27 protein-coding genes and 1 pseudogene are annotated in these 26,785 nt (G+C 62.4%); 14 read left to right on the top strand and 14 right to left on the bottom strand.

What is annotated here, in order from left to right; genetic code table 11:
• Positions 1-197: 197 nt before the first annotated feature.
• From HX823_RS27875 to pedF, 8 genes are all read right to left on the bottom strand, one after another.
• Positions 198-1,661: a DASS family sodium-coupled anion symporter gene (locus HX823_RS27875; RefSeq protein ID WP_177077801.1), complete on the bottom strand. Its 1,464-nt coding sequence runs from the start codon at positions 1,659-1,661 to the stop codon at positions 198-200.
• A 64-nt stretch (positions 1,662-1,725) separates the two neighbouring features.
• On the bottom strand, positions 1,726-3,096 hold the full coding sequence (locus tag HX823_RS27880; RefSeq protein WP_177077803.1) for a hybrid sensor histidine kinase/response regulator: 1,371 nt from the start codon (positions 3,094-3,096) through the stop codon (positions 1,726-1,728).
• On the bottom strand, positions 3,080-4,243 hold the full coding sequence (gene ercA / locus HX823_RS27885) for an alcohol dehydrogenase-like regulatory protein ErcA (protein WP_033899789.1): 1,164 nt from the start codon (positions 4,241-4,243) through the stop codon (positions 3,080-3,082). The genes HX823_RS27880 and ercA overlap by 17 nt, the downstream gene beginning before the upstream one ends.
• 104 nt (positions 4,244-4,347) lie before the next feature.
• Positions 4,348-4,419: a pyrroloquinoline quinone precursor peptide PqqA gene (gene pqqA / locus HX823_RS27890; protein WP_010209364.1), complete on the bottom strand. Its 72-nt coding sequence runs from the start codon at positions 4,417-4,419 to the stop codon at positions 4,348-4,350.
• A 234-nt stretch (positions 4,420-4,653) separates the two neighbouring features.
• Positions 4,654-6,174 (bottom strand): aldehyde dehydrogenase family protein, encoded by a 1,521-nt coding sequence (locus HX823_RS27895; protein ID WP_033899788.1) that lies wholly within the window; start codon positions 6,172-6,174, stop codon positions 4,654-4,656.
• Between the two features lie 18 nt (positions 6,175-6,192).
• Entirely contained in the window at positions 6,193-7,131 is a 939-nt protein-coding gene (locus tag HX823_RS27900) for a quinoprotein relay system zinc metallohydrolase 1 (RefSeq protein WP_177077805.1), read from the bottom strand.
• A complete protein-coding gene (locus HX823_RS27905) occupies positions 7,128-7,835 on the bottom strand; it encodes a quinoprotein dehydrogenase-associated SoxYZ-like carrier (protein ID WP_177077877.1) in 708 nt (235 codons plus the stop codon). Before HX823_RS27905 ends, HX823_RS27900 begins: the two co-directional genes overlap by 4 nt.
• A 39-nt stretch (positions 7,836-7,874) precedes the next feature.
• Positions 7,875-8,336, bottom strand: coding sequence for a cytochrome c-550 PedF (gene pedF, locus HX823_RS27910; RefSeq protein WP_038849856.1), 462 nt, complete (start codon positions 8,334-8,336; stop codon positions 7,875-7,877).
• 253 nt (positions 8,337-8,589) lie between these two features.
• Between pedF and exaA the strand changes: the two genes are divergently transcribed.
• The gene (gene exaA, locus HX823_RS27915; RefSeq protein ID WP_080642433.1) at positions 8,590-10,488 is read left to right on the top strand and encodes a quinoprotein ethanol dehydrogenase; all 1,899 of its coding nucleotides are present in this window, start codon (positions 8,590-8,592) and stop codon (positions 10,486-10,488) included.
• Between the two features lie 175 nt (positions 10,489-10,663).
• On the top strand, positions 10,664-11,311 hold the full coding sequence (locus tag HX823_RS27920; RefSeq protein WP_038845081.1) for a pentapeptide repeat-containing protein: 648 nt from the start codon (positions 10,664-10,666) through the stop codon (positions 11,309-11,311).
• Here HX823_RS27920 and HX823_RS27925 read toward each other — a convergent pair.
• The gene (locus HX823_RS27925) at positions 11,308-11,934 is read right to left on the bottom strand and encodes a response regulator transcription factor (RefSeq protein WP_038845083.1); all 627 of its coding nucleotides are present in this window, start codon (positions 11,932-11,934) and stop codon (positions 11,308-11,310) included. The genes HX823_RS27920 and HX823_RS27925 overlap by 4 nt on opposite strands.
• 155 nt (positions 11,935-12,089) lie before the next feature.
• Between HX823_RS27925 and HX823_RS27930 the strand changes: the two genes are divergently transcribed.
• Complete coding sequence (locus HX823_RS27930; protein WP_177077807.1) at positions 12,090-12,629, top strand: PQQ-dependent catabolism-associated CXXCW motif protein; 540 nt, start codon at positions 12,090-12,092, stop codon at positions 12,627-12,629.
• Between the two features lie 27 nt (positions 12,630-12,656).
• Positions 12,657-13,322 (top strand): response regulator transcription factor, encoded by a 666-nt coding sequence (locus tag HX823_RS27935; RefSeq protein ID WP_038845087.1) that lies wholly within the window; start codon positions 12,657-12,659, stop codon positions 13,320-13,322.
• 4 nt (positions 13,323-13,326) lie between these two features.
• Here the strand turns inward: HX823_RS27935 and HX823_RS27940 are convergent.
• From HX823_RS27940 to HX823_RS27950, 3 genes and pseudogenes are all read right to left on the bottom strand, one after another.
• Positions 13,327-14,565 (bottom strand): annotated as a pseudogene (locus HX823_RS27940) (hybrid sensor histidine kinase/response regulator); the annotation flags it as partial.
• A 136-nt stretch (positions 14,566-14,701) separates the two neighbouring features.
• Positions 14,702-15,847: a nitric oxide-sensing protein NosP gene (gene nosP / locus HX823_RS27945; protein WP_177077811.1), complete on the bottom strand. Its 1,146-nt coding sequence runs from the start codon at positions 15,845-15,847 to the stop codon at positions 14,702-14,704.
• A 95-nt stretch (positions 15,848-15,942) separates the two neighbouring features.
• A complete protein-coding gene (locus HX823_RS27950) occupies positions 15,943-16,761 on the bottom strand; it encodes a shikimate 5-dehydrogenase (protein ID WP_038845092.1) in 819 nt (272 codons plus the stop codon).
• Between the two features lie 156 nt (positions 16,762-16,917).
• On the opposite strand from HX823_RS27950, the gene HX823_RS27955 reads away from it, so the two are divergent.
• The 3 genes from HX823_RS27955 (at position 16,918) to HX823_RS27965 (ending at position 17,990) form a co-directional block, all read left to right on the top strand.
• On the top strand, positions 16,918-17,292 hold the full coding sequence (locus HX823_RS27955) for a hypothetical protein (RefSeq protein ID WP_016980060.1): 375 nt from the start codon (positions 16,918-16,920) through the stop codon (positions 17,290-17,292).
• A 229-nt stretch (positions 17,293-17,521) separates the two neighbouring features.
• Positions 17,522-17,716, top strand: a complete 195-nt coding sequence (locus tag HX823_RS27960; protein WP_033899765.1) for a hypothetical protein — start codon at positions 17,522-17,524, stop codon at positions 17,714-17,716.
• A 91-nt stretch (positions 17,717-17,807) separates the two neighbouring features.
• Positions 17,808-17,990: a hypothetical protein gene (locus tag HX823_RS27965; protein ID WP_033899763.1), complete on the top strand. Its 183-nt coding sequence runs from the start codon at positions 17,808-17,810 to the stop codon at positions 17,988-17,990.
• A gap of 3 nt (positions 17,991-17,993) precedes the next feature.
• On the opposite strand, the gene HX823_RS27970 is transcribed toward HX823_RS27965, so the two are convergent.
• Positions 17,994-19,061, bottom strand: a complete 1,068-nt coding sequence (locus HX823_RS27970; protein ID WP_010211353.1) for an AI-2E family transporter — start codon at positions 19,059-19,061, stop codon at positions 17,994-17,996.
• 226 nt (positions 19,062-19,287) lie between these two features.
• Between HX823_RS27970 and HX823_RS27975 the strand changes: the two genes are divergently transcribed.
• From HX823_RS27975 to HX823_RS28000, 6 genes are all read left to right on the top strand, one after another.
• Positions 19,288-20,067, top strand: a complete 780-nt coding sequence (locus HX823_RS27975; RefSeq protein ID WP_177077813.1) for a creatininase family protein — start codon at positions 19,288-19,290, stop codon at positions 20,065-20,067.
• Between the two features lie 79 nt (positions 20,068-20,146).
• A complete protein-coding gene (locus tag HX823_RS27980) occupies positions 20,147-20,518 on the top strand; it encodes a sigma factor (protein ID WP_177077815.1) in 372 nt (123 codons plus the stop codon).
• Between the two features lie 37 nt (positions 20,519-20,555).
• The gene (locus HX823_RS27985; protein WP_038845098.1) at positions 20,556-20,972 is read left to right on the top strand and encodes an organic hydroperoxide resistance protein; all 417 of its coding nucleotides are present in this window, start codon (positions 20,556-20,558) and stop codon (positions 20,970-20,972) included.
• 96 nt (positions 20,973-21,068) lie between these two features.
• The gene (locus HX823_RS27990) at positions 21,069-22,502 is read left to right on the top strand and encodes a catalase (RefSeq protein ID WP_038845100.1); all 1,434 of its coding nucleotides are present in this window, start codon (positions 21,069-21,071) and stop codon (positions 22,500-22,502) included.
• A 5-nt stretch (positions 22,503-22,507) separates the two neighbouring features.
• Entirely contained in the window at positions 22,508-23,248 is a 741-nt protein-coding gene (locus HX823_RS27995; protein WP_038845136.1) for a response regulator, read from the top strand.
• The gene (locus HX823_RS28000) at positions 23,245-24,591 is read left to right on the top strand and encodes a HAMP domain-containing sensor histidine kinase (RefSeq protein WP_177077817.1); all 1,347 of its coding nucleotides are present in this window, start codon (positions 23,245-23,247) and stop codon (positions 24,589-24,591) included. Before HX823_RS27995 ends, HX823_RS28000 begins: the two co-directional genes overlap by 4 nt.
• Here the strand turns inward: HX823_RS28000 and HX823_RS28005 are convergent.
• Complete coding sequence (locus HX823_RS28005) at positions 24,562-25,377, bottom strand: helix-turn-helix transcriptional regulator (RefSeq protein WP_038845104.1); 816 nt, start codon at positions 25,375-25,377, stop codon at positions 24,562-24,564. The genes HX823_RS28000 and HX823_RS28005 overlap by 30 nt on opposite strands.
• A 105-nt stretch (positions 25,378-25,482) precedes the next feature.
• On the opposite strand from HX823_RS28005, the gene HX823_RS28010 reads away from it, so the two are divergent.
• On the top strand, positions 25,483-26,697 hold the full coding sequence (locus tag HX823_RS28010) for a CynX/NimT family MFS transporter (RefSeq protein ID WP_177077819.1): 1,215 nt from the start codon (positions 25,483-25,485) through the stop codon (positions 26,695-26,697).
• The last annotated feature ends 88 nt before the right edge of the window (positions 26,698-26,785 follow it).

Consider the following 26,785-nt stretch of genomic DNA (forward strand, 5'->3'; position numbering starts at 1 on the left):
CGCCCCGCGCCATGGATGGCGCGTGGCGGCGGCCCCCCAAATCACTGTCGGATTACGGGCATACCGAGCCTAGGCGAGGTGCCGAGTGTTGGGGCGAGGACCTTTTGGTTACTTTTGGGTCCTTCCAAAAGTGACCCGCTGTAAGAGCGGAACCCTAAGCAGCCGTTACCCAAATAACGGATATACACCCAACCCAATCAAACCCACCCCAACCAACTCCAGTAAGTCACCGCAAACACCACCATCAACAAATAACCAACCAGCGTCACCAAAACCCCAACCTTGGCAAACTGCCGCGCCGTAAACGTCCCCGTCCCCAGACACACCATATTCTGCGGCGCATTGATCGGCAGAATAAACCCATAACTCATCACAAACCCCAACAGCATCGTCATCCCCAGCCGACTGAACTCCCCCGGCAACGTCTGCAACACCGCAATCAAAATCGGCAGCAGCGCCGAGGTCAACGCCGTGGCACTGGCAAACCCCAAATGAATCACAATCAAAAACGCCCCAAGAATCGCAAACACCCCCAGCGGCCCCACCTGATCCAACCCCGTGTGCGCCACCACCGCAGCCCCCAACCACTGCCCCGCCTGGGTGGTCAACAGCGCCGTGCCCAGGCTGATGCCCACCCCGAACACAATCACCGTGCCCCACGGGATCCGCGACTGCACATCCTTCCAGGTCATCACGCCGATACCCGGCAGCAACAACAACACCAACCCCGCGTACGTGGTCGAGGTGGTGTCAAAACTGTGCAAGCGCCCTTCCGTGGCCCAGGCCAGCAGCAACATCACCGACACCGTCAACAGGCGCTTCTGCGGCCCGGTCATCGGCCCGATATCTACCAGCGATTGCGCCACCGCTTCCTTGCCACCGGGAATGCTGTCGGTCTCCGGCGGCAGCAATTTAAGCACGAGGAACAGCAACACCGCCGACATGATCAAGGCCCACGGCGCCCCCGCGATCAGCCAGTCGATCCACGACACGCGCTGGCCAAGCATCTTGTCCATGAAGCCAACGGTCAGCAGGTTCTGCGCGGCGGCGGTCTGGATGCCGACATTCCAGATGCTGGTGCCCTGCGCCACCACGATCATGATGCCGGCGGCGATGTTCGAGCGTTTGTCCACGCCGAACGCAGCGATCACGCCCATCATGATCGGCACCACGCAAGCACTGCGCGCCGTGGCGCTGGGCACCACCAGGCTGAGCAAAATAGTCACCGCAATCGCCCCCAGCAGGATGCGTCGGGTGCTGGTGCCGACGCGGCTCAGGGTGACCAGGGCGATGCGCCGGTCCAGGCCGGTGTGGGTCATGGCGGCGGCGATAAACAATGCCCCCGCCACCAGCGCCAGCGCCGGGTTGGAGAAGCCGGTCAGCGCCATGCTGATGGCCGGGCTGGTGCCAATCAAATGAGTGGGGTCTTGCAGCGACGGCGCCGTGCCAAGCAAAAAGGCCATGAGCGAGGTGATCATGATCGCGCTGGCTTCATAGGACACCGCTTCGGTGATCCATACCACCACGGCAAACGCGAGGATCGCCAGCATGCGATGCCCGGCCACCGGCAAGTCGGCGGGCAGCGGCAACAGCAGCACGCCGGCCATCACCAGCACGGCGATCACCAGGCCCAGGGGTAATTTGTAGGATGCCGCGCTCATCGGGTGCTCCAAGGCTCTAGATCAAGCCTTGAGCATGGGGCAAAACCATCTGGGACCTGTTGACCTAGGCCAATAACTGACTCAACACCGCCCGCAACTTGCCGGGTTTGACCGGTTTGTTCAGCAACGGTGCGTCCAGGCGGCGCAACGCACGGCGGCATTGGTCAGTGCGATCAGCCGTGATAATGACCGCCGGGATGTTGCAGGCAAAATGCTCGCGCAACTGCTTGACCACCGCACAACCCACCACCCCATGGTCCAAGTGATAATCCGCCAAAATCAACTCCGGCGCCCTGCCCTGCAAGGCCAGCAAAGCACCTGCCTGGTCGGTGGCGGTGACCACTTCACAGCCCCATTGCCCGAGCAGCGCACGCATGCTTTCGAGGATGCTCACCTCGTTGTCGATCACCAGCAAACGCCGCCCCGGCAACGGATTGCCGGTGGTCGGTTGCACCGGCAATTGGCTGATCGGCAACGGCATCTCATCACTCAACGGCACTTCGATGCTGAACATCGAGCCCCGCCCCGGCCAGGAACGCACGGCGATGGGATACCCCAGGATCTCGGCGATCCGCTCGACAATCGCCAACCCCAGTCCCACGCCTTTGCGGTCGGAGGCGCGGCCGACATCGAGCTGGTTGAACTCCAGGAAGATCGCCTGCAGCCGGTCCGCCGCAATCCCGCGCCCGGTGTCCCACACCTCCAGGCGCAAGCAATGGCCACGCCGGCGTGCGCCCAACAGGATGCAGCCGTCGTCGGTGTAGCGGCAGGCATTGCTGAGGAAATTGCGCAGGATCCGCGTCAGCAGCCGCAGGTCGGTGCTGATTGCATAACGCCCAGTGTGCACCCGTAGGTTCAGCCCGGTCGCCTGGGCCACTGACTGGAATTCCGAGACCAGCGGCGCGAACAGTTCGTCGAGGCGATACAACGCCACATCCGGTTTGACCGCCGCCTGGTCGAGCCGCGAGATATCCAGCAAGTCGGTGAGCAAATCCTCGGCGCCTTCCAGCGCCTGGTGCGTGCGCTCCACCAGCACCTGCTCGACACTGGGCAACTGCCGTTCACGCAACGTGGCGATCAACAGCCGTGCGGCATTCAGCGGTTGCAGCAGGTCATGGCTGGCGGCGGCCAAGTATTTGTCCTTGCTGCGGTTGGCGGCCTGGGCGGCGTCGCGGGCGTCGCGCAGGTCCTGTTCGATCTGTTCGCGCTGGGCGATCTGCTGTTGCAGGTTGTGGTTGGCCTCCAGCAGCTCATCGGTGCGCGCTGCCACGCGTTGCTCCAGTTCGTCGTTGAGACGGATATAGCGCTTGCGCTCGGCCTCCAGCTCATCCAACCGCGCGGTGAGTTCCGGGTAATGGCTCTTGCGCGCCGACTGGTCGCTGAGCCCCAGCAGCCCCGCGAGCGCGCGCTGCTGGTCGTCAGAGAGCTTCGCCATAGACGACCTCGACATCACGCTGGCTCGACTCCCTCGGGTTGGTGAGGATGCACGGATCGCCCATCGCATGCTGGGACAGGAACGGAATATCCGCCACGCGCACCCCATGCAGGCCGAGGGTTTCGTGGAAGCCGATGGCGTGCTTCAGCGCGATCAGGTGCTCCACCAGCCGCCCGCAGATCTGCCGGTGATTGAGGCCGCGACAGTCGATGCCAAAGGTTTCGGCAATCACCTTGAAGCGCTCCGGCGCCGAGCTGTAGTTGAACGCCACCACATGCTCGACCAGCACCGCGTTGCACAGGCCGTGGGGCAGATCGAGAAAACCACCGAGGCTGTGAGACATGGCGTGTACCGCGCCGAGGATCGCATTGGAAAACGCCAGCCCCGCCTGCATGCTGCCGAGCATGATTTTTTCGCGCAGGGCAATGTCCGTGGGGTTGGCGATCATCTGCACCAGGTTGCCATTGATCAGGCGCATCGCTTCCAGCGCATGGGGGTCGGTGAGCGGGCCATGGCCGGTGGAAACGAACGCCTCGATGGCATGCACCAGCGCGTCGATGCCAGTGCAGGCAGACAGGAACGGGTCCATGCTGGCGGTGGTTTCCGGGTCGATCAGCGACACGTCCGGCACCACCGCCTTGCTGACGATGGAGAACTTCATGCGTTCCTGCTGGTTGGATATGATCACGAACTGCGAGACATCCGCCGAGGTACCGGCGGTGGTGGGGATCAGGATCAGCGGCGGGCTGGGGACGCGAAGGGTGTCGACGCCCTCGAACTCAAGAATGCTGCGTCCGTGGGCCACCACAATGCCAATGGCCTTGCCGCAGTCCATGGGGCTGCCGCCGCCGATGGCGACGATCACGTCGCAATGGTTTTCGCGGTACACCTCGGCGCCGGTCATTACCTCTTCGACACGGGGGTTGGGTGAAACGGCGCTGTACAGGCAGTAGTCGATGCCGAGGGCTTGCAGGCTGGCCTCCACATCGGCCACCCAACCGGCGGCGATCACGCCGGGGTCGCTGACCACCAGCACTTTGCGCGCACCGAAGGTCTTGGCGTAGTTGCCGACGTTGTGCCGGCAGCCGGCACCAAAGATGATTTCAGGCGAGACGAATTTACGCAGTTGGCTCAGGGTCTGGCTCATTGGAAAGCCTGTTTTTATTATTTTGGAAGAATGCGCTCCACACTAACCGATCCGGCTGCGAATGCAATCAGACCAAAGAGGCATCCTTCCAGCAGCTCCCGCGATCAGCGGCTAGCGAAGTACATGGTGACTTCGAAGCCAATACGCAGGTCGGTAAACGCAGGTTTGGTCCACATGGGGGCAGTCCTCTTGTTGTGCCGGAGGGTTCCGGTATAGGCATTAATGCATGTGAGGTTGAGAGGGCGAATACTACTTTCGAAGTAGCGAAGACACTGCATTAGTCGCGAATGTACAGAAGTCAAAATGTGGGAGCGGGCTTGCTCGCGAATAGGGTGTGTCAGCCACATTTAGGTTGACTGATCCACCGCTTTCGCGAGCAAGCCCGCTCCCACAGTTTTGACCGCGTTGAATCAGAAGAAGCCCAGCGGATTGATGTCGTAGCTCACCAGCAGGTTCTTGGTCTGTTGGTAATGGTCGAGCATCATCTTGTGGTTCTCACGCCCTACCCCGGATTTCTTGTACCCACCAAATGCCGCATGCGCCGGGTACAGGTGATAACAGTTGGTCCACACGCGCCCGGCCTTGATGGCCCGGCCCATGCGGTACGCGCGGTTGATGTCACGGGTCCACAGGCCGGCGCCGAGGCCGAACTCGCTGTCGTTGGCAATCGCCAAGGCTTCGGCTTCGTCCTTGAAGGTGGTGACGCCCACCACCGGCCCGAAGATTTCCTCCTGGAACACGCGCATCTTGTTGTGGCCCTTGAGCAGGGTCGGCTGGATGTAATAACCGCTGGACAGGTCGCCCTCCAAGCGCTCGGCCGCGCCGCCGGTCAACAGCACCGCGCCCTCCTCCTGGGCGATCTTCAGGTAGGAGAGGATCTTGTCGTATTGCTGCTCGGACGCCTGGGCACCGACCATGGTCTCGGTGTCGAGCGGGTTGCCGCGCTTGATCTTGACGATCTTCTTCATCACCTCGGCCATGAATGCTTCGTAGATCGACTCCTGTACCAGCGCCCGCGACGGGCAGGTGCACACTTCGCCCTGATTGAAGAACGCCAGCACCAGGCCTTCAGCGGCTTTTTCGATGAATTGTGGCTCGGCCTGCATGATGTCTTCAAAGAAGATATTCGGCGACTTGCCGCCCAGCTCCACGGTGGACGGAATGATGTTCTCGGCGGCCGCATGCATGATGTGCGCGCCTACCGGGGTGGAGCCGGTGAAGGCGATCTTGGCGATGCGCTTGCTGGTGGCCAGCGCCTCCCCGGCTTCGCGGCCAAAGCCTTGTACGATGTTGAGCACGCCAGGCGGCAGCAGGTCACCGATCAGCTCGGCGAACACCATGATCGACAACGGCGTCTGCTCGGCCGGTTTGAGCACGATGCAATTACCGGCAGCCAACGCAGGCGCAAGTTTCCAGGCAGCCATCAGCAGCGGGAAGTTCCACGGGATGATCTGCCCGACCACGCCCAAGGGCTCATGGAAGTGATAGGCCGCGGTGTGCTCGTTGATCTCGGCGGCACCGCCCTCCTGGGCCCGGATGCACCCGGCGAAGTAGCGGAAGTGGTCAGCGGCCAGAGGCACGTCGGCGTTGAGGGTTTCGCGCACCGCCTTGCCGTTGTCCCAGGTTTCGGCCACCGCCAGCACTTCGAGGTGTTGCTCGATGCGGTCGGCGATTTTCAGCAGCACCAGGGCGCGGTCCTGGGCCGAGGTCTTGCCCCAGGCATCGGCGGCGGCGTGGGCGGCGTCGAGGGCCTTGTCGACATCAGCGGCGCTGGAGCGCGGGAACTCGGCAATCACTTCGCCCGTCACCGGCGAAGTATTGGTGAAGTACTCACCCTTGATCGGCGCGACAAACTCACCGCCGATGTAATTGCCGTAGCGCGGCTTGAAGCTGACGATGGCGCCGGGGGTGCCAGGTTGGGCGTAGATCATGGTGAGGCCTCTGCTTACTTATTGTTGGGTGTGGATGGGCTGCATCTGGGTGCGTTCGTAGTGGGGGTACAGGTGGGTCACGCTGCGGATCAGTTCATAGCGGCTAAGGCTGATCGCGGCGAATCGCTTGGGGATCGGGCTGCGGATCAGCTCGGGCATGTCGCTGCCCTGGGCCGCACCGTCACGCAGCAACTGGTCGAGCCAGGCGAGGTAGTCGCGCATCTGCTCCAAGGGTTTGGCGTCGCTCGCGACAGGGCCGTGGCCGGGCACAATCAGGGTCCAGGGCAAGCCTTGCAGGGTGGCAAGATCCGCCAACCAGATCGACAGCCCCGGTGAATGAGGCGTGGTGAGCGCACGCTGGTAGAACACCAGGTCACCGGCAAACAGCACGCCGGTCTTCTGGTCGAAGATCGCCAGGTCGGCACCGGTATGGCCGCGCAGCTGCAGCAGTTGCAGGTCGTGGCTGCCGAAGCTTTTCACGCCAGGTTGCAGGGTCTGGTTGGGCAACACCACTTCGGTGCCGCGCATCCAGTCACCGACCATGCGGTACAGGTTCTCGGCCAGGCTGTCGCCTTGCTCATGCAATAGCTCGGTGGTGCCGGCCAGGGCGCCGATCGGCACGTCCTTGAAGGCTTGGTTGCCCAAGGCGTGGTCGGGGTGATGGTGAGTCAGCAGCACCTGGATCACCGGTTTTTCGGTGACACGGGCGATGGCCTGGCGCAGGGCTTCGCCGTAGCGTTTGGACGGCCCGGTGTCGATCACCACCACGCCAGGTTCGGTGACGATGAACCCGACGTTGACGATATTGCCGCCGTTGTCCTTGGCAAAGTTGTCGGTGCTGCCTTCCAAAAGCCAGGTGTTGTCGGCAATCAAACGCGGCTTGAGGCCGTAGTCCAACTCGGCCAGCACCGGCAGGCTGAACAGCAGCAGCCACAGCAGAATCCAGCGCTGGGTCATGGGATGGCCGCCTCGAACTGGCTGCCGCTGGTGTCGCGCAGGGTCAGGCGTGTGGGCCCGGAGCCTTCGATGTCGAAGGCCAGGTTGGGGTTTTCGCTGACCGCAGGGAACAGCGCCAGCCGCGCCAACAGTTGGTTATTCGCACCGTGCAGTTCGGCCTGGTTGATGAAGAATTCGGGAATGCCGCTGACCATGCCGTTATCCATCGGATGGGCGACTTGCAGCTTCACGCGGCTGAATTCGGCGCGCGGGTAACGCCCGCCGAGCACCTCGCCGAGCTGGTCTTCCCAACCGGATTGGGTGCGCACCACGCTGGGCGCCGTGCAACCGCCGCCGCTGGCATCAATCAGGGTCGAGCCAACATGCCACAAGCCATCACGGGTCAGCACCGCCGCGCGTAACGGCGTGGCCTGTTCGATGCGAATCCGGATCGACAGCCACGGCAGCACGCCTTCCATGGGCTGGAAATCGACGATCTGCGGCAGCGGATTCAGCTCGGCCCAGGCGAGGATCTTGACCACGTCACCCTTGAAGGCTCGGGCGTCGATTTCCAACGGCACCTGGCGTGCGTCCTCGGCGAACGGCGGCGCCAGGACCTTCACCCGCTCGTCGAACACGAACGGCGCGTTGTCGAGAAAACGCTGGTGATAGTAGGCCCACATCACCGAGGGCACCGGGTCGACAGGCGCGCCCCAGGCCAGCATCGGCAAACAGCATACCCACCACCCGCGCAGGCCCACGGCTTACTCCTCGACGTGCACGCTGTCGAGGTAGGTACGCACCGCCCACAGGGCTTCCTGGCTCAGGTAATCGGCCATTTTCGGCATGTACACCCGGCCATCGCGCACGGCGCCGTGGCGTACACGTTCCACGAACCACTCATCCCCGGCGTCACCGGCATCGAGCATGCGCAGGTCGGGGGCGATGCCACCGGACTTGGCTTCCAGGCCATGGCACGCCGCGCAGTTCTGGTTGTACGCCGAGGCGCCGACTTCGACGGCCTTGTCATGCTCGGCGGTGGTGCGATACGGGTTGGTGGCGGCCCAGCCATCGGCGTCCAGCGGCACGCCGGCGTCCTTGATCGGGGTGAGGCCCTTGGTTTCCACGGCGGTGGGCGTCACGTTGCCATGGGCCCAGACCGAACCGGTATTGATTGCACCGGCGAGCAGGCAGGCGGTGATCAAGGCGTTGCGTTTTGTTGTCATTATTTTTCCCTCAGGAGTGCACGCAAAACCTCTCGGCAGAGGCTATGGCGACCATCTTAGGAAGCCCCCGGCAGCGCCCGTATGCTGCTTTGGTGGGCGGGTTCTCATCCGTTGGTAGCAGGCCTTGTGGGGCACTGCTAAATCAGAGGCGGTTCGGGAAATTGTCCCGGCAACACCGGGACTTTTTCCGTATTCGCCAACCCAGCCAGGCAGCAACCTGTGCAGGCCAAAACCTCCACTGGGAACTGCAACCATGACAATAAGATCGCTACCCGCCCGCTCACCGCTAAGCCTTGCCGTGCAAGCTTTTGTGCTGGTGGGCAGCCTGTGCCTCAGTGCTGCGAGCTTTGCAGCCGCCGAACCTGCCGTCGCCAAGCAAACCCGTAATGTCACCTGGGAAGACATCGCCAACGATCACCTGACCACCAAGGACGTGCTGCAATACGGCATGGGCACCAACGCCCAGCGCTGGAGCCCCCTGGCCCAGGTCAACGACAAGAACGTGTTCAAACTCACGCCGGCCTGGTCCTATTCGTTCGGCGACGAGAAACAACGCGGCCAGGAATCCCAGGCCATCGTCAGCGACGGCGTGGTCTACGTCACCGGCTCCTATTCCCGCGTATTCGCCCTCGATGCGAAGACCGGCAAACGCCTGTGGACCTACAACCACCGCCTGCCCGACAACATTCGCCCGTGCTGTGACGTGGTCAACCGCGGCGCGGCGATCTTCGGCGACAAGATCTACTTCGGCACCCTCGACGCGCGCCTGATCGCCCTCGACAAAAACACCGGCAAAGTGGTGTGGAACAAGAAATTCGGCGACCACGCCGCCGGCTACACCATGACCGGCGCGCCGGTGCTGATCAAAGACAAGGTCAGCGGCAAGGTGCTGCTGATCCACGGCAGCTCCGGCGATGAATTCGGCGTGGTCGGCCAGCTGTATGCACGCGACCCGGACACCGGTGAGGAAGTCTGGATGCGCCCGTTCGTGGAAGGCCACATGGGCCGCTTGAACGGCAAGGACAGCACGCCGACCGGCGATGTGAAGGCGCCGTCGTGGCCAGATGACCCGACCACCGAAACCGGCAAGGTCGAAGCCTGGAGCCACGGCGGTGGCGCCCCTTGGCAGAGCGCGAGCTTCGATGCCGAGACCAACACCATCATCGTCGGTGCCGGCAACCCCGGCCCGTGGAATACCTGGGCGCGCACGTCAAAGGACGGCAACCCCCACGACTTCGACAGCCTCTACACCTCGGGCCAGGTCGGCGTCGACCCCAGCACGGGCGAAGTGAAGTGGTTCTACCAGCACACCCCGAACGATGCCTGGGACTTCTCCGGCAACAACGAACTGGTGCTGTTCGACTATAAGGACAAGGACGGCAAAGTCATCAAGGCCACCGGCCACGCCGACCGCAACGGCTTCTTCTATGTGGTCGACCGCAACAACGGCAAGCTGCAGAACGCCTTCCCCTTCGTCGACAACATCACCTGGGCCAGCCACATTGACCTGAAGACCGGCCGCCCTGTGGAAAACGAAGGCCAGCGTCCGGCCAAGCCGCTGCCGGGTGAAACCAAGGGCAAGCCGGTGGAAGTCTCGCCGCCGTTCCTGGGTGGCAAGAACTGGAACCCCATGGCCTACAGCCAGGACACCGGTCTGTTCTACATTCCGGGCAACCAGTGGAAAGAGGAATACTGGACCGAAGAGGTCAACTACAAGAAGGGCTCGGCGTACCTGGGCATGGGTTTCCGCATCAAGCGCATGTATGACGATCACGTCGGCACCTTGCGGGCGATGAACCCGACCACCGGCAAGGTGGTGTGGGAGCACAAGGAACACCTGCCACTGTGGGCCGGCGTGCTGGCAACCAAGGGCAACCTGGTGTTTACCGGTACCGGCGACGGTTTCTTCAAGGCCTTCGACGCGAAAACCGGCAAGGAACTGTGGAAGTTCCAGACCGGCAGCGGCATCGTCTCGCCGCCGATCACCTGGGAACAGGATGGCGAGCAGTACATCGGCGTCACCGTCGGCTATGGCGGCGCAGTACCGCTGTGGGGCGGCGACATGGCCGAGCTGACCAAGCCGGTGGCACAGGGTGGGTCGTTCTGGGTATTCAAGATTCCGAGTTGGGATCAGAAAACTGCCCAGAAATAACCCATGGAATATGCGGGGGCCGCCTTTTGTGGCGAGGGAGCTTGCTCCCGCTGGGCTGCGAAGCGGCCCCGGCATTCCTCCTGTGGCACTGCGCAGCCAGGTTTACGACTGCTGCGCAGCCGAGCGGGAGCAAGCTCCCTCGCCACAGGTACCCCGCCACCTTCGAGGTTTTGTGATGAGATATCTGCCGTTGTTACTTCTACTGTCCCTACCCTTCGCCCACGCCGACGACGGCGACGACGCCGCCCTGATCATCAACGGTTGCACGCTTGCCGAGCACAGCCAATGCCCCGGCGCCAATCTCAGGGGCGCCAACCTGCGCAACCAGAACCTGAGCGGCATGAACCTGGCCGGTGCCGATCTGCGCGATGCCGACTTGCGCCACGCCAATCTGGACCTTGCCAACCTGGAAAAAGCCCAATTGCAAGGCGCCAACCTGACCCGCGCCAGCCTGCAACAAGCCAACCTGCGCCTGGCCGACTTTACAGGCGCCACATTGATGGCCGTGCAAGGCTGGGGGATGTTTGCCCAGGGCGCGCAATTTGAAAACGCCAACCTGAGCGCCGCCTACCTGCAATTTGCGCGGTTGTCGGGGGCAAAAATGCACAAGGCCAACCTGCGCGCGGCCGACCTGGAAATGACCTGGCTGAGCAAGGCTGACCTGCAAGGCGCCGACCTCAGCGACGCCAACCTGCAAGAAGCCAAGTTCGGTGAAAGCAACCTGGAAAAAGCCACCCTGAGTGGCAGCCGCCAGCACTATGCCAACTTTCAAGACGCGAATATGGAGGGCTGCAAGGACTGCCCCACCACCTGGGACCGTTAACCGGCGACCCGCACCACCCCCATGTCGATGCCCAGGTGCACCAGTTCGGCATGGGAACTCACCTGCAACTTGCTCTTGAGCAAGGTCAGGTGGTTGGACACGGTCTTGGTGCTGATACTCAGCTGGGCCGCAATCGAACGGGCCGGGGTGCCCTTGGCGAGCATCAGGAAAATCTCCAACTCGCGTTGGGTCATGCTGTGCAGACGGCGATCGGTGGGGTGATAGGCCAACTGGGTGGCCAGGTCCTGTTCGATATAGGTGTGGCCATCGAGGATGCGCTCTACGGCTTCAAGCATCACCGCAGGCGAAGCGCGCTTGGTGAGATAACCCGACGCGCCCGCCTCCAGAGCCTGGCGCACCAGGGGCAGCTCGGCATGCTGGCTGAAAAACAGCACACGTAATTGCGGCAGGCGCTGACGCAGGCGGCGGGTGGTTTCCAGGCCGCTGATACCGGGCAGGCCAAAGCCGATGATCACCAGGTTAGGCACTGCCTCATGCACCCGCGCCAGGGCCTCTTCGCCGCTGGCCGCTTCGCGCACGTACACACCCGGCAGGCCGCTGCGCAACAGCCCGGCATAGCCCAGGCGGACCACGGCGTGATCGTCGACCAACAGGATGTTCATAGCGGCCTCCAATGCCAGTGCTTGCTGTGCATGCTAGAACCCGAGGGCCTGCGGCGACCTACTACTTTGGTACTGGTTTTGCTGTCTATCGTCGCATTCCCAAGGCAGCGGGACTCGCGTGTAATGGGCGCATAACGATAAGGATTGGACCCGCCATGCTGCCCGCTCGACTGCCCCTTGCGGCACTGTTGTGCCTGTTCATCAGCCACGTACAGGCCGACACGCCACTGTTTTCCGCCGAGGGCTACCGCACCCGGCTGTATCGCAGCCCCACGCCCGATCATCTGCCCGGCGTAACTATTGTCGACACGCCAACCCTGCAGACACTGCTTAACCAGACGCCCGCACCGGTACTCATCGATGTGTACCGCCGCCAATGGCTGCAAGGCCGCTTCATCGAAGACCAGCCCCACGCCAACCTGCCCGGCAGCCACTGGCTGGCCAATACCGGCGACGGCGACCTCACGCCGGAATGGCAGGGCTACTTCGTGCGCCACCTGTACAAGTTCACCGACGGCCAGCTGGCACGCCCGCTGGTGTTCTACTGCCGCTCCGATTGCTGGCTGAGTTGGAACGCGGTAAAACGAGCCGCCAGCCTGGGCTATACCTCTGTGTATTGGTACCGCGACGGCTTGGACGCATGGGAAGCGGCAAAACTGCCAGTGATGGCTGCGACACCCGAACCCTTTGAATAAAAAACCACAACAAGAAGGTGAACGGCCATGTACAAAATTTTGATTGCCGACGATCACCCGCTGTTTCGCGAGGCGATTCATAACGTCATCAGCGACGGTTTCCCCGGCAGCGACGTGATGGAAACCGCCGACCTGGACAGCGCCCTCGCCCTGACCCAGGAACACGACGACCTCGACCTGATCCTGCTGGACCTGAACATGCCCGGCATGCACGGCCTCAACGGCCTGATCAACCTGCGCAACGAGGCGCCGACCATCCCGGTGGTGATCGTCTCGGCCGAGCAGGACAAGCAGATCGTGCTGCAAGCCATCACCTACGGTGCCGTGGGTTTCATCACCAAGTCATCACCGCGCCTGCAAATGACCGAAGCCATCCAGCAGATTCTCAACGGCAACGTGTACCTGCCGCCGGACATCATCCGCACCCAGAAAAATACCGGGCAACGGCGCATGCACGACAGCCCGGGGTTTGCCCCGGAGCTGCTGCAGGCCCTCACGCGCAAGCAGTTGCTGGTGCTGGAACGCATGACCAAGGGCGAGTCGAACAAGCAGATCGCCTATACCCTGGAGATTGCCGAGACCACGGTGAAGGCCCATGTGTCAGCGATTCTGCGCAAGTTGAATGTGCATAATCGGGTACAGGCGATACTCAGTGCCGGGGATATTGATTTCGGCTCGTACCTGCGTCGCTGAACCCTCAGGGTCGACTGAGCAGGTGACACATGGCGGTCTTGAGCTTCATTGGCCGCACCGGTTTGTGCATCAACGTATGCCCCAACTCACGAATCTGCTGCTTTAACTCGTTGCTGTAGTTCGCCGTGATCATCATCGCCGGAATCGCACGGCCGCGGCGGGCGTTGATCCGCGCCACGGCATCCACGCCGTTCTGGTCGTCGTCGAGGTGGTAATCGGCAATCAGCAGGTCCGCCTCGGCATGGTAGTTGTCTACCTGGCGCGCCAGGTCCTGTTCCGACAGCGCGGTGATCACCCGGCAGCCCCAGCCTTCGAGCAAGGTGCGCATGCCGGCGCAGATTGCCGCGTCGTTATCCAGCACCCACACCCGCGCGCCTTGCAGGCGTTCGAGCATCGGCTCGCTCATGCACGGCGCCGGCAATGACTTGGGCGCGGTGGCGCTCAACGGCACTTCTACCGAAAACATCGAGCCCTGGCCCGGCCAGGATTTGACGCTGATCCGGTGGCCGAGGATGCCGGCGATCTTTTCCACGATGGCCAGGCCCAACCCCAGCCCGCGATCCTGATCCGGACGCTGCACATCGCCGCGCTTGAACTCCTGGAAAATTTCCTCCAACCGGTCTTCGGCAATGCCCATGCCGCTGTCCCACACCTGGATCAACAGGCGCTGCTGCTGGCGCCGACAGCCCAGCACCACACGGCCCTTGTAGGTATAGCGAAGCGCGTTGCTCAGCAGGTTGCGCAGGATCCGCGCCAGCAGCTGGATGTCGCTGCGCACCAGCGCCGAGCAGCCGATGAAGTGCAGTTCAAGCCCCTCGCTGCGGGCCAGTTCGGTGTATTCGGCGGCCAGGTTGTCGAGCAGTTCACTCAAGGCGAACGGCGCGATATCCGCCTTGATCACCCCAGCGTCCAGCTTGGAAATATCCACCAGGGTGCCCAACAGGTTTTCCACGTCTTCCAGGGAGTTACTCACATTACGCACCAGGGTTTCGCTCGGGCGCTCCAGCAAGGCACTGGTGAACAGCCGCGCCGCATTCAGCGGTTGCAGCAGGTCATGGCTGACGGCGGCCAGGAATTTGGTCTTCGACAGGTTGGCCTGCTCGGCCTCCCTTTGCGCCGCCACCTGCTGCTGGCACAAAGCCTCAGCTCGCAGCCGGGCGTTGATCAGCAGGTGGTTGCTGGCCTTGAGTTCGGCCATCGCCTGGTTCAACGCGTCGGTGCGTTCGCGCACTTGCTCGGCCAGCACCACTGAATGCTGGAAGATGGTGTAGGGGTTATTGCCCTGGGTCATGCCGGACTCGATGCGCTCGATCAGCGCCGCGTTGATCCGCATCAGCTTGTGGTTGTCCTGTTGCAGCCGGGCAAGTTGAGCGGACAGGTCAACGCCGGCCTCGGGCAATGGCGACCCCGGTGAAGGTCTGGTTGATGTGCATGCCATTGAACTGTTCTCCGTAGGTGTTGAAGCCCATCACCCGTTGGTCGCGCAAATAAGCACCGATCGGTTCCAGCTGGCCGGTGTCTTCCAGCTCCAGGCGGCGCAGGAAGCAATCGCAGCCGATGGTCAGCAACAGGTCGCCAAGGCGCGCTTGCAGGCCGTCGAACAGGCCTTTCAGGTTGGGCAGGATCGGGCCAGGCTGCATGACGGTGAGCACGATGCCGTTTTCCACCGCGCAGTAGAAACTCAGGCTGAGGTCGGCGTGCACCTGCTGGATCGAGCGCACGTAATACTGGTCGTGAATGCGCACCGCCAGCGGGTGGGCGGCGAAGACGCGGTGATCGAGGTCGGCCACGGCCACGCCGATATGCCGTGCGTACTCTTCGGCGGCTGGCTCGGCGTTGAGCTCGAAGACGCGACGTGACGGGCTGTCTGCGCCGGTGACCACCAGTTTTTCCGTGCGCGGCAGGATGTGGTGGGTGGTGAACACCTCGAAATCCAGCCAGGTATTGACCAGCACCACCACCGCCGCACCGCTGTGGAAAACACCGTTGAAGTACACGTGGGTGTGGGTGAGGAAGTTGTCGTCACCGGCCGAGCCGCCGAAGTGCGGGATATCGCCCAGGGCGGCACTGAGGGCGGCCAGCACCAGTTCTTCACGGCTGGACAGGCCATCGAGCAAGGTCAGTGCAAAGGTATTGCCCTTGATCGGTGCCAAGGTATTGCTGCGGCAGCCGCCGACCAGGCGCTCGACCATGTCCTGGGCGTTGATCAGGCTGAAGTGTTCTACCTGGTCGATGAGTTCGGTGGCGATTGAAAAGTGCGCGTGGTTGAAGCCCACGGCCGTGATGCAATTGCGCCCATAACCGTGGGCGGTGATCTCGCCGGCGCTGGTGCAGCCCACCACGCGCACGCTGCCAAAGCATTGTTGCAGCGCCTGGCCCAAGGCCTGCAAGTCATAGGAGGCCGAGCAAAAAAACAGCACGAAACCCAGGTACGGATGCAACAGCTGCCGGGCCAGCTCTTCGGCGGCCTGCCCGGCATCCGAGGCCTGGGACATGGCACTGACTACGCCTTCACTGTTGTGCATCGTTGGCTCCCCCTCTGAAGCACCAGTTTACGAAGCGCCAGGGGGGAGACCTATGCTACTTGGGTACTGGGTCGGGGATGCGATGGGATGAGGCGTCAGGCACGGGCAAAGGCCACGGCTTTCTCAAACTGCTCCGGGGTCGGACGCACTCCGGTGTAGAGCACGAACTGCTCCAGGGCCTGGATGGCGATCACTTCCAGTCCAGTAATCACCCGCTTGCCCTTGGCACGGCCACGCACGATCAGCGGTGTTTCGGCGGGGATCGCTACCACATCGAATACAGTCTCGGCAGAGTCCACCGCCTCTGCATCAAACGCCAGTGCGTCCGCTTCAGCGCCGCCGGTCATGCCGATGGGAGTGACGTTGATCAGCATTTGCGGGCGCAGGTCACCCAGTTCGGCCAACCACTCATACCCCAGGTTTTGCGCCAATGCCCGGCCTGCGGTTTCGTTGCGCGCCACGATCACGCCATTGGCGTAGCCGCCATCGCGCAAGGCACTGGCTACGGCCTTGGCCATGCCGCCGCTGCCGCGCAGGGCGAAGGTCGAGTCCTGCGGCACCGCGTGCTTTTTCAGCAGTTGTTCGATGGCGATGTAGTCGGTGTTGTAGGCCTTGAGGTGCCCGTCGGTGTTGACGATGGTGTTCAGCGAGTCGATGGCTTGAACCGAATCGTCGAGTTCGTCCACTAAGGCAATGGCGGCTTCCTTGAACGGCATGGAAACCCCGCAACCACGGACGCCCAGCGCGCGGATACCACCGATCGCACCGGGCAAATCCTGGCTGCTGAAGGCCTTATAGTAGAAGTTCAGACCCAACTGCTCGTACAGGTGGTTATGAAACCGCAGGCCGAAATTCCCGGGGCGCGCCGACAGAGACATGCACAGTTGGGTGTCCTTGTTGGGGTGCATCTGCATGGATAACTCCTTTGAGTAAGCAATTGGGTACAGACCTTACACAACCTTTACCTAGCGGCTGTGCTGTTTTTCAGAAATACGTTGTCTTAAAAGTATCCCCGCGACATTACTTGAGTCTATTGATTGCAGACCACAAGCGCTGGGGCTAACCGAGGAATGACCATGATTCGTACAATCCCCAAGATCGCCTTGCTGGTTGGCGCACTCGCGATGGCAGGCCAAGCCTCCGCCCACGGTGGTGGTTGGGGTGGCCCGGCCGTATTGGGTGCTTTAGTCGGCGCAGCCGTCGTGGGCTCCGTGGTTGCCAGCCAGCCGCGTGAGGTCTACGTGCAGCAGCCGGTGTATGTGCAACCACAGCCGGTGTATGCCGCGCCGCCGCCGGTCTACTACGCACCGCCACCACCGGTGTATGTGCAGCAGCAGGTGTATTACCGCCCGGCGCCGGTGTATTACGGCCCGCCGCGTGGCTATTACGGTCCACCACGCGGTTACTACGGCCCTCCCCACGGCTACTACGGTCGCGGCTGGTAATCGGATCGTCTGAAAAAACAGGCCTCGCAGCGTTGCGGGGCCTTTTTTTTGCCTGCAAAGTCCGGATTCAGGCCGTCAAGGTCGCTCTGAGGACAATGCCCGGCGCGCAATCGCACATCATCGACACCAATGTCTACTTGCCCGAACCGGCCTTGCGCTGTCATGTTTGTGTCACGACATACTTCCACTATCGATCCTGTCCACCCAATAACAACAAGGACGACTGACCATGCCCACGCAAAACCCGCACCGCACCGCTGGCCTTTGTACGTCCAGCAAGGTCTACAGCGCCCTCACCGAACTCAAGCACCTGGAAGGCCATCGCAGCGCCAAATTCCTCGCGCTGCTGGCGGAAAACCTGGTGCGCAAGGGTTTGCTCAGTGAGCAGGAAGTGGTGCACATGCTCGATCAAGTGGTGGACTGACGCCTCGCGTCGATGTCGACTATCGAGACAGGTGATTTTTCCTGCATCACCCCACCCCGTAGAGTGACCACCATAGCGATTGGAGGTCCTTATGCACACTGTTCAAATCATGTCCGTCATCGGCAGCGCCGTTCCCGCCCCTCTGCGCAAGCTGGGTCTGCTTGCCTGCTGGTACCTGGTACGCGATGGCGAAACCATCAGCGGCCCGCTGACATCCCTGTCCGACGCCGAAAAACAACTGCAACACGCCTCGAATTTCAGGCTCCACGCCTGAGGTTCACGGTAATGGCAACTTGACTCGCGGCTTGCTCTCCACAAACAACGCCCAACTGGACATGAACAACGCCGCCACCAACGGCCCGATCACAAAGCCGTTCAAGCCAAACACCGACAAGCCGCCCAGGGTCGAGATCAGGATCAGGTAATCCGGCATCTTGGTGTCCTTGCCCACCAGGATCGGCCGCAGCACGTTATCCACCAGGCCAATCACGAATACCCCAAACAGCGCCAGCACCACACCTTGCCAGATGGCGCCGCTCAACAGGAAGTAGGCGGCCACCGGCCCCCACACAATCCCCGCGCCCACCGCCGGCAACAGCGACAGAAACGCCATCAGTACCGCCCAGAGCAATGCACTGGGAATATCCAGGAACCAGAAGATAAGCCCGCCGAGCGCACCCTGTGTCACGGCCACCAGCACATTGCCCTTGACCGTGGCCCGCACCACACGATTGAACTTGAGCTGTAACCGGCGCTTCTGCGGCTCGGCCAACGGCACCGCCGTGCGTACCTTGCGCACGAGCTCCGGGCCGTCGCGCAGCAGGAAATACAACAGGTACAGCATGATGAAAAAGCTCACCAGGAAATCAAACGTGCCCTGGCCGAAGCTGAACGCCTGGGTGGCAAAGAACTGGCTGCCCTGCATCGCGCTCTTGACGATCTTCTCGCGCAAGCCTTCCAGGTTGCCCATGCCGAAGCGGTCCAGCAGGTGCTGGAAGTACGGCGGCAACACATTCTTGAACTGCTCGATATATCCCGCCACATCCAGCTTGCCGCTTTCGATGTTCTTGTAGAGCGTCGCACCTTCCTGCACCAACAAGGCACTGGTGATGATCACCGGCAGGATCGCGATGATCAGGCAGGCACTCAAGGTGGCCAGGGAAGTGAGGTTGCGGTTCCAGCCAAAGCGCTGCTGCAGGCGCCGCTGCATCGGGGCAAAGATGATGCCGAGGATCACCGCCCAGAACACCGCGCCGTAGAACGGCAGCAGTATCCAGATAAACGCGATGGTCACCAGGCCGAGCAATAACAGCAAGGTCTTGAATTGCAGGTTGGTTTGATTCATGTCCGGTCCATGTCAGAAAAGCAGAGGTCCCTTGTAGGCCCTGTTGCTTAGTCCGCAGCGAAACCTGGGAGTGCCCTCGGTTATTGAACAAGCATAGACCCGCCCACAGCGCGTGGATCGACACCATCGTGCAATGTCCGCTGCCCCTGCCCCGTGATGAGATTGGCGTGCACTTGCGACACTCCATCACGCTCCCACCGGGGCTCTGTCGAACAGAGAGGCCATCATGCTTTTACACATGTCCACCTGGGCTGAAATCGAGCAATTTCTTGAACGCAGCCGCACCATCGTGATTCCCATCGGCTCCAACGAGCAGCACGGGCCCATTGGCCTGCTGGGCACCGATTGGATGTGTCCGCAGATCATTGCCCACCAGGCGCAGGAAACGGCGGATATTCTAATCGCCCCCACGTTCAATATCGGCATGGCCCAGCATCACCTGGGGTTTGCCGGTACCATCACGCTGCGCCCATCGACGTTTATCGCGGCCATCGAGGACTGGGTGCTTTCCCTGGTTGCCCACGGTTTCGAGAAAATCCTCTTTATCAATGGCCATGGCGGCAACATTGCCTCGATCGAAGCGGCCTTTTCGCAACTGTATGCCCGCGCGAGTTTCGCCAGGCAACCCGTCGGGTTCGCCTTGAAACTGAGCAACTGGTGGGACCTGGAAGGCGTTGGCGCACTGGCCAACCGACAATTCCCCACCGGCCACGGGATCCACGCCACGCCGTCGGAGATTGCGGTGACTCAATGGGCCTACCCGGACGCGATCAAGTCGGCGGCCTATTCGCCGCAAATCGCCAATTCCGGGCCGATTCGCGAGGCCCATGACTTCCGCGCACGCTTCCCGGACGGCCGCATGGGCTCGGACCCGGGCCAGGCAACACCGGAAAAAGGCGGTGAGTTGGTCAGGCTGGCGGCCGAAAGCCTGGTGCGCGAGCTGGAGGCATTCAGCCATGAATCAACACCGCTCGGCCCGGTCAACGCCTCGACTAACAACTGCTAACACCGCCTAACTGGTGGCCAACGCGGCCAGGCATCACTCTTGAATCTCACCACCGTCAGCATTCAAGAGGGATGCAACCATGACCGAAGGGTATCGCGGCAATTGCCTGTGCAAGGTGGGCCGTCTCGGCAATGAGAGGCTGTGCACATTGATGGTGCATGTGCTCAATGGTGACCGAGGCGCCGTGCGGCGACTCTCGGGCAACGTCACACCGTTGTTGGTGGCTTTTTATGAGGGCCAGGCACAGGCCGGGCGCATCCGCCATGACAACATCCAATCCCTGGTACGTGAAGCCTTCCTGGCCGTGCTGGAAAATGCCGCAGGCTACGACGCTGCCACACCGTTCCGAGCCTGGTTGCTGGGGATCGCCCGCACGACGCTGCTGGGATATCTGCCCTCCACCAGCGTCCACCCTCTGCTGAATTCGCCATCTATCCAGTGGGCAATTTGACTCTTCCGCTGCCGTCGGTTTTTCCCAGGACATGCCCATGCTGAGCATCGAAAAAATTCTGTATTCCGGCCACACCTCTACCACAGGCGGTCGAGAGGGCGCAGGGCGTAGCGAGGACGACCGGCTGGATATCAAGCTCTCCCCGCCCGGCGCTCCGGGGAGCGGCACCAACCCCGAGCAACTGTTTGCGGTGTGCTGGTCGGCGTCGTTCCTGGCCGCACTGCGTCATGCCTGCAATGCCCGGAAAATCCTGTTTCCGGCCACGGCGGCGATTGAGGCCCAGGTCGACCTGCTGCACGGCGCACAGGGTTTTTTCTTGCAGGCGCACCTCAGCGTTTCGTTGCCCGAGATAGAACCCGAGGTAGCCCGGCAATTGATTGAAGCGGCCCACCAGAACTGCCCCTACTCCAAAGCCACACGCCGCAACATCGACGTCAACTTCACCCTGAACTGAGGTTCAGTGACTCGATACCTACGTGCAATCGCGGTGCCCTGAGGGGTCTGGTTTGATGCTCCCTGACACAACAATCAGAAACAAGGGGACTTGAGCATGAAAAAACTGACGACAGCCGCCGGCGCACCCGTGGTCGACAACAACCATTCGCAAACCGCCGGCCCCCGCGGCCCCGTGTTGTTGCAGGATGTCTGGCTGCTGGAAAAACTGGCGCACTTCGACCGTGAAGTCATCCCCGAGCGCCGCATGCACGCCAAGGGCTCTGGCGCGTTCGGCCGGTTTACCGTCACCCAGGACATCACCCGCTTCACCAAGGCCGACCTGTTTTCCCACGTCGGCAAGACCACGGATGTCTTCGTGCGTTTTTCCACCGTGGCCGGCGAGCGTGGCGCCGCCGATGCCGAGCGGGACATCCGTGGTTTCGCCATCAAGTTCTACACCGAGCAAGGCAACTGGGACCTGGTGGGCAACAACACCCCGGTGTTTTTCCTGCGCGACCCGTTGAAATTTCCCGACCTCAACCACGCCGTCAAACGTGACCCGCGCACCCACATGCGCAGCGCACGCAACAACTGGGATTTCTGGACCCTGCTGCCCGAAGCCCTGCACCAGGTCACGATTGTGATGAGCGACCGAGGGTTGCCGCAGTCCTATCGGCACATGCATGGTTTTGGCAGCCACACCTTCAGCTTTATCAGCCCGGCCAACGAGCGCTTCTGGGTGAAATTCACCTGGAAAACCGCGCAAGGCATCCACAACCTCACCGACGAGCAGGCCAGCCAAGTGGTCGGCGGCGACCGTGAAAGCGCCCAGCGCGACCTGTACACCAGCATCGAAGAAGGCCGCTTCCCGCAATGGACGCTCCACGTGCAAATCATGCCGGAGGTGGATGCCGGCACCTACGCGATCAACCCGTTCGACCTGACCAAAGTCTGGCCGCATCAGGACTACCCGCTGATCGAAGTGGGCGTGCTGGAGCTCAATCGCAACCCCGACAACTACTTCGCCGATGTCGAACAAGCCGCTTTCAACCCCGCCAACGTGGTGCCGGGCATCAGCTTTTCGCCGGATAAGATGCTGCAGGCACGCCTGTTCGCCTATGGCGACGCGCAGCGCTACCGCGTCGGCGTGAACCACCATCAGATCCCGGTGAACGCCCCGCGTTGCCCGGTCAACAGCTACCACCGCGACGGGCAGATGCGCACCGACGGCAATGCCGGCAGCACCCTCGGCTACGAACCCAACAGCCACGCGCAATGGGTGGAGCAACCCGACTTTCGCGAGCCACCGCTGGCCCTGCAAGGCAGCGCTGCGCACTGGAACCATCGCGAAGACACGGACTATTTTTCCCAACCCGGCGCCCTGTTCCGCCTGATGAACGCCGCCCAGCAACAGGCCTTGTTCGACAACACCGCGCGTTCGATCCAGGGCGCCTGCCCCCAGGCCAAAGCGCGCCATATCCAGCACTGCACGCAAGCCGATCCTGCCTATGGCGCGGGTGTTGCCCGCGCCATCGAACTCTTAGGGTGAGCCAGATGGACCATATCGATCACATTATGATTGTCGACGACGATCGTGAGATCCGCGAACTCGTCGGCAATTACCTGAAGAAAAACGGCTTGCGCACCACGGTGGCCTCGGACGGTCGGCAAATGCGCGCCCTGCTCGATGCCACGGCGGTGGACCTGATCGTGCTCGACATCATGATGCCGGGCGACGATGGGCTGGTGCTGTGCCGTGAGTTGCGCGCGGGCAAACACAAAGCCACGCCGATCCTGATGCTGACGGCACGCAATGACGAAACCGACCGCATCATCGGCCTGGAAATGGGCGCCGATGATTACCTGGTCAAACCCTTCGCCGCCCGCGAGCTGCTGGCGCGCATCAACGCCGTATTGCGCCGCACCCGCTCGCTGCCGCCCAACCTGATCGTCAGCGAGGCCAGCCGTCTGCTGGCCTTCGGCAAATGGCGGCTGGACACTACCGCGCGTCACCTGATGGACGCCCAGGGCACTATCGTCAACCTGAGCGGCGGCGAATACCGCCTGTTGCGGGTCTTTGTCGACCACCCCCAGCGTGTGCTGAGCCGCGATCAATTGCTCAACCTCACCCAGGGCCGCGATGCCGACCTGTTCGACCGCTCCATCGACTTGCTGGTCAGCCGCCTGCGCCAGCGCCTGCTGGATGACGCGCGCGACCCGGCCTACGTCAAGACGGTGCGCAGTGAAGGCTATGTGTTCACCTACCCGGTGGAAATCCTTGGAGAAGCCTCGTGAAACGGCTGCGCTGGCCGCGCTCCTTGGCCTCGCGCCTGACGCTGATCTTTCTGACCAGCCTGGTAATCGCCCACGGGCTTTCGTTCGGGCTGCAGTTTTATGAGCGTTACCAAAGCGCCATGTCGCTGATGCTGGGTAATTTCGAACAAGACATCAGCACCTCAGTGGCCATGCTCGAACGCCTGCCCGCCGAAGAGCGGCAAGCCTGGCTGCCGCGCTTCGAACATGCCACCTATCGCTACCAACTGGATGAAGGCCAGCCTGGCCAGCCGATGGACATGGCCACCGCGCCTGCCTCGGTGCATTCGATGGAGGCCACCCTGGGCCAGGACTACAGCCTGACCTTCAATACCATCCCCGACAAACGCCCGCATTATCAGGCGCACTTGCGCCTGCGCGATGGCACGCCGCTGACCATTGATGTGCGCCCACAAGTCTCACCGCTGTCGCCCTGGCTGCCGCTGTTACTGGGGGTGCAGCTGTTGCTGCTGCTCGGCTGCACCCTCCTGGCCGTGCGCACCGCGATTGAGCCGCTGACGCGCCTGGCCAATGCGGTCGACCGCCTGGACCCCAACGGCGGCGGCGCGCGCCTGGATGAGAACGGCCCCACCGAGGTGGCCTACGCGGCCGTGGCCTTCAATACCCTGCAGGAGCGCATCGCCACCCACATCAAGGAACGCATGCAACTGCTCGCGGCTATTTCCCACGACCTGCAAACCCCGATCACGCGCATGAAACTGCGTGCCGAGTTCATGGAGGAGTCGGTGGAGCGGGAAAAACTCTGGAATGACCTCAGTGAAATGCAGCACCTGGTCCAGGAAGGCGTGGCCTATGCACGCAGCATGGACGGCACCGTCGAGGCCAGTCGCCGGGTCGACCTGCATTCGTTTCTCGACAGCCTGGTGTTCGACTATCAGGACGTCGGCAAACAGGTGGTGCTCACCGCCCCTACCGGGACCGTGATCGACACCCGCCCCCACGCACTGCGCCGGGTGCTGGTGAACCTGGTGGACAACGCGTTGAAGTTCGGCAGCGACGTCACGGTCAACGTCGAGTACCACGCCGACGCGCATCTGTCGATCCAGATCCTTGACCGTGGCCCCGGCATTCCCGAGGCGCAACTGCCCGACGTGGTCAAGCCGTTCTATCGCGTCGAAAGCTCACGCAACCGCACCACCGGCGGCACCGGGCTGGGCCTGGCCATCGCACAGCAACTGGCGCACACCCTGCAAGGCGGCTTGACCCTGTACAACCGCGAGGGCGGCGGGTTGTGCGCGCAGTTGCTGCTGCCGCGCTGCCAGTCGCCCATGCCGTCAGTCGCGGACCAGAAAGTCGCGCGGTGAAACGCCGATCGCCCGGCGAAACATCGCACTGAAAGCACTGGCGCTCACATAGCCCAGGTCCTGGGCGATCCGGCCGATGGGCTCGCCATTCTCCAGCCGTTCCAGGGCACAGGCCAGGCGCACCTGCTGCACCCACTGGCGGTAGGTCAGGCCGGTTTCCTTGAGAAACAGGCGGATCAGCGTGCGTGAACTGGCGCCGACCTGGTCGGCCCAATACGCCACCGTATGGGTTTGCCCAGGTGTATCAAGAATCGCGCGGCACACCATCAGCAGTCGGCGGTCGAGCGGCCACGGGATCTGCAACGGCAAGGTGCGCGCGGCGGCCAGTTCGCTGAGGATCAGCGCCACCACGTGGCTATTGCGACCTTCCAGTTCGTACTCGATCGGCTCATTGGCCAGCACCAGAATCAGCTCGCGCAACAGCAGCGAAACATCGACGATCCGGCACCGGTCACCGAAACCGGCGGCCGCGTCGGCCTGGATATAGATCGAGCGCATCTGCACCGGCGTCAGCATCAGTTGATCGTGTTCTTCTTCGGCGGGAATCCACAGTGCCCGTTTGGGCGGCAAGAACCACAGGCTGCCCTGGGCAACGGCGCGCATCACCCCACTGACCGCATACAACAACTGGCCGTGGCGGTGGGTGTGCGGCGCGTTGTAGGCGCCGGCCGCCTGGTTGCGCACCAGAGCCATGAGCACACGGGGCACGTCCTGGTAATCCAGGTAGTCCTCACTGCGTCCGTTCAGCTCGGCAGGCTTACCGACGGTGCGGGCATCTTGTTTCATGGTGGGCTCATCGCTTTGTCACTTTGTCGATATAAGCTGGCATTTGTCGATTCTTGCACATTGCTACGATCGGTTCGACTTCCACGACCCGAAGAGCCCGTCGACATGACCTCCACCGACAAGCACAGCCTGGCAGCCGTCCTCGGCCTGTTGGTGCTGTCCATCGCCCTGCGCCCCGCCATCGTATCCATCGGGCCGATCCTGCTGTTGATTCAGGACCATTATGGGTTGAGCTTTACCCAGGCGGCGCTGCTGACGTCGATCCCGGACGTGTGCATGGGTGTGCTCGCCCTGCTTGCGCCAGGCTTGAGCCGACGCTTTGGGTCAGACCGCTGCATGATTGCGGCGCTGGTGCTGATCGGCGCCGCGTGCCTGTTGCGGGCGGTCTCGCCGAATGCCGCGCTGCTGCTGCTGAACACCTTTGTGATCAGTGTAGGCATCGCCATCGCCGGCGCGTTGATGGGGGGCTGGATCAAAACCCACTTTGCCCACCGTCCGGCGTTTTTCATGGGTATTTATGCCGCAGGCTTGAGTGTCGGGGCCACCCTTTCTGCACTGTTCACCGCGCCCATCACCGAACTTGCCCACAGCTGGCGGGTAGGCGCCGGTGTATGGAGCCTGTTGAGCGTCACGGCGGTGATCAGCTGGGTGTGGATGGCCCGACGTTTCGCGGCCGGCGCGCCCCGGCTGGCGCCAGCACCGGCCCGGTCGATCCGGCTGCCGTGGCGCAATCCCCAGGCTTGGCTGGTGGCGCTGTACTTCGGTGCCAGCCAGTTTGTGGTCTATGCCCTGTTCGCCTGGCTGGCCCCGTCCTCCACGGAAACGTCCGTCACCCACCTGTCCGCCGGCACCTTGTTGGGGCTGTTCACCGCGGTGTTCGCGGTTGCCAGCGTCGGCGCCGGCCTGATCCCCGGCAAGGCCCATGACCGTCGCGGCCTGCTGGCCGTCTGCACATTGATCGCGCTGGTGGGCACCGCCGGCATGGCGTTTGCGCCGACGGCCTGGCCTACGCTGTACGTGTTGCTGGTGGCGATCGGCCTGGGCATGGCGTTCACCGTGGGCATGACGCTGCCACTGGACAATGCCAGCAGCCCTGCACAAGCCGGTGCCTGGACGGTATTCATGCTGTTTATCGGCTACCTGGTGGCCGCCTTGGGCCCGCTGTGTTTCGGTGCACTGCGCGACCACAGCGGCAACTACAGCCTGGCCTACGCCATGCTGTTTGCCGTGCTGGTCTTCATGCTGTGCCTGACGCCGATGCTCAAACCGGCCCAAACCAACGCCCCCGCGCCCCATGCGGCCGAGGTTGTACGGACTTGAACCAACACTGGGATCTCCTATCATGCTCAGACCGAGACAGGGTTCCAACACCCTTGAATACACCCTCCCCTTTTCGAGAGCGTGATAA

Origin of the sequence: Pseudomonas sp. P7759 (assembly GCF_013386445.1) — a bacterium.
Lineage (GTDB): Bacteria > Pseudomonadota > Gammaproteobacteria > Pseudomonadales > Pseudomonadaceae > Aquipseudomonas > Aquipseudomonas azotoformans_A.

What these genes read in the sequence shown, in the direction of transcription:
- HX823_RS27875 (WP_177077801.1), bottom strand. Translation starts at nt 1,661, where the DNA reads ATGAGCGCGGCATCCTACAAATTACCCCTGGGCCTGGTGATCGCCGTG.
- HX823_RS27880 (WP_177077803.1), bottom strand. Translation starts at nt 3,096, where the DNA reads ATGGCGAAGCTCTCTGACGACCAGCAGCGCGCGCTCGCGGGGCTGCTG.
- ercA (WP_033899789.1), bottom strand. Translation starts at nt 4,243, where the DNA reads ATGAGCCAGACCCTGAGCCAACTGCGTAAATTCGTCTCGCCTGAAATC.
- HX823_RS27895 (WP_033899788.1), bottom strand. Translation starts at nt 6,174, where the DNA reads ATGATCTACGCCCAACCTGGCACCCCCGGCGCCATCGTCAGCTTCAAG.
- HX823_RS27900 (WP_177077805.1), bottom strand. Translation starts at nt 7,131, where the DNA reads ATGACCCAGCGCTGGATTCTGCTGTGGCTGCTGCTGTTCAGCCTGCCG.
- HX823_RS27905 (WP_177077877.1), bottom strand. Translation starts at nt 7,835, where the DNA reads ATGCTGGCCTGGGGCGCGCCTGTCGACCCGGTGCCCTCGGTGATGTGG.
- pedF (WP_038849856.1), bottom strand. Translation starts at nt 8,336, where the DNA reads ATGACAACAAAACGCAACGCCTTGATCACCGCCTGCCTGCTCGCCGGT.
- exaA (WP_080642433.1), top strand. Translation starts at nt 8,590, where the DNA reads ATGACAATAAGATCGCTACCCGCCCGCTCACCGCTAAGCCTTGCCGTG.
- HX823_RS27920 (WP_038845081.1), top strand. Translation starts at nt 10,664, where the DNA reads ATGAGATATCTGCCGTTGTTACTTCTACTGTCCCTACCCTTCGCCCAC.
- HX823_RS27925 (WP_038845083.1), bottom strand. Translation starts at nt 11,934, where the DNA reads ATGAACATCCTGTTGGTCGACGATCACGCCGTGGTCCGCCTGGGCTAT.
- HX823_RS27930 (WP_177077807.1), top strand. Translation starts at nt 12,090, where the DNA reads ATGCTGCCCGCTCGACTGCCCCTTGCGGCACTGTTGTGCCTGTTCATC.
- HX823_RS27935 (WP_038845087.1), top strand. Translation starts at nt 12,657, where the DNA reads ATGTACAAAATTTTGATTGCCGACGATCACCCGCTGTTTCGCGAGGCG.
- nosP (WP_177077811.1), bottom strand. Translation starts at nt 15,847, where the DNA reads ATGCACAACAGTGAAGGCGTAGTCAGTGCCATGTCCCAGGCCTCGGAT.
- HX823_RS27950 (WP_038845092.1), bottom strand. Translation starts at nt 16,761, where the DNA reads ATGCAGATGCACCCCAACAAGGACACCCAACTGTGCATGTCTCTGTCG.
- HX823_RS27955 (WP_016980060.1), top strand. Translation starts at nt 16,918, where the DNA reads ATGACCATGATTCGTACAATCCCCAAGATCGCCTTGCTGGTTGGCGCA.
- HX823_RS27960 (WP_033899765.1), top strand. Translation starts at nt 17,522, where the DNA reads ATGCCCACGCAAAACCCGCACCGCACCGCTGGCCTTTGTACGTCCAGC.
- HX823_RS27965 (WP_033899763.1), top strand. Translation starts at nt 17,808, where the DNA reads ATGCACACTGTTCAAATCATGTCCGTCATCGGCAGCGCCGTTCCCGCC.
- HX823_RS27970 (WP_010211353.1), bottom strand. Translation starts at nt 19,061, where the DNA reads ATGAATCAAACCAACCTGCAATTCAAGACCTTGCTGTTATTGCTCGGC.
- HX823_RS27975 (WP_177077813.1), top strand. Translation starts at nt 19,288, where the DNA reads ATGCTTTTACACATGTCCACCTGGGCTGAAATCGAGCAATTTCTTGAA.
- HX823_RS27980 (WP_177077815.1), top strand. Translation starts at nt 20,147, where the DNA reads ATGACCGAAGGGTATCGCGGCAATTGCCTGTGCAAGGTGGGCCGTCTC.
- HX823_RS27985 (WP_038845098.1), top strand. Translation starts at nt 20,556, where the DNA reads ATGCTGAGCATCGAAAAAATTCTGTATTCCGGCCACACCTCTACCACA.
- HX823_RS27990 (WP_038845100.1), top strand. Translation starts at nt 21,069, where the DNA reads ATGAAAAAACTGACGACAGCCGCCGGCGCACCCGTGGTCGACAACAAC.
- HX823_RS27995 (WP_038845136.1), top strand. Translation starts at nt 22,508, where the DNA reads ATGGACCATATCGATCACATTATGATTGTCGACGACGATCGTGAGATC.
- HX823_RS28005 (WP_038845104.1), bottom strand. Translation starts at nt 25,377, where the DNA reads ATGAAACAAGATGCCCGCACCGTCGGTAAGCCTGCCGAGCTGAACGGA.
- HX823_RS28010 (WP_177077819.1), top strand. Translation starts at nt 25,483, where the DNA reads ATGACCTCCACCGACAAGCACAGCCTGGCAGCCGTCCTCGGCCTGTTG.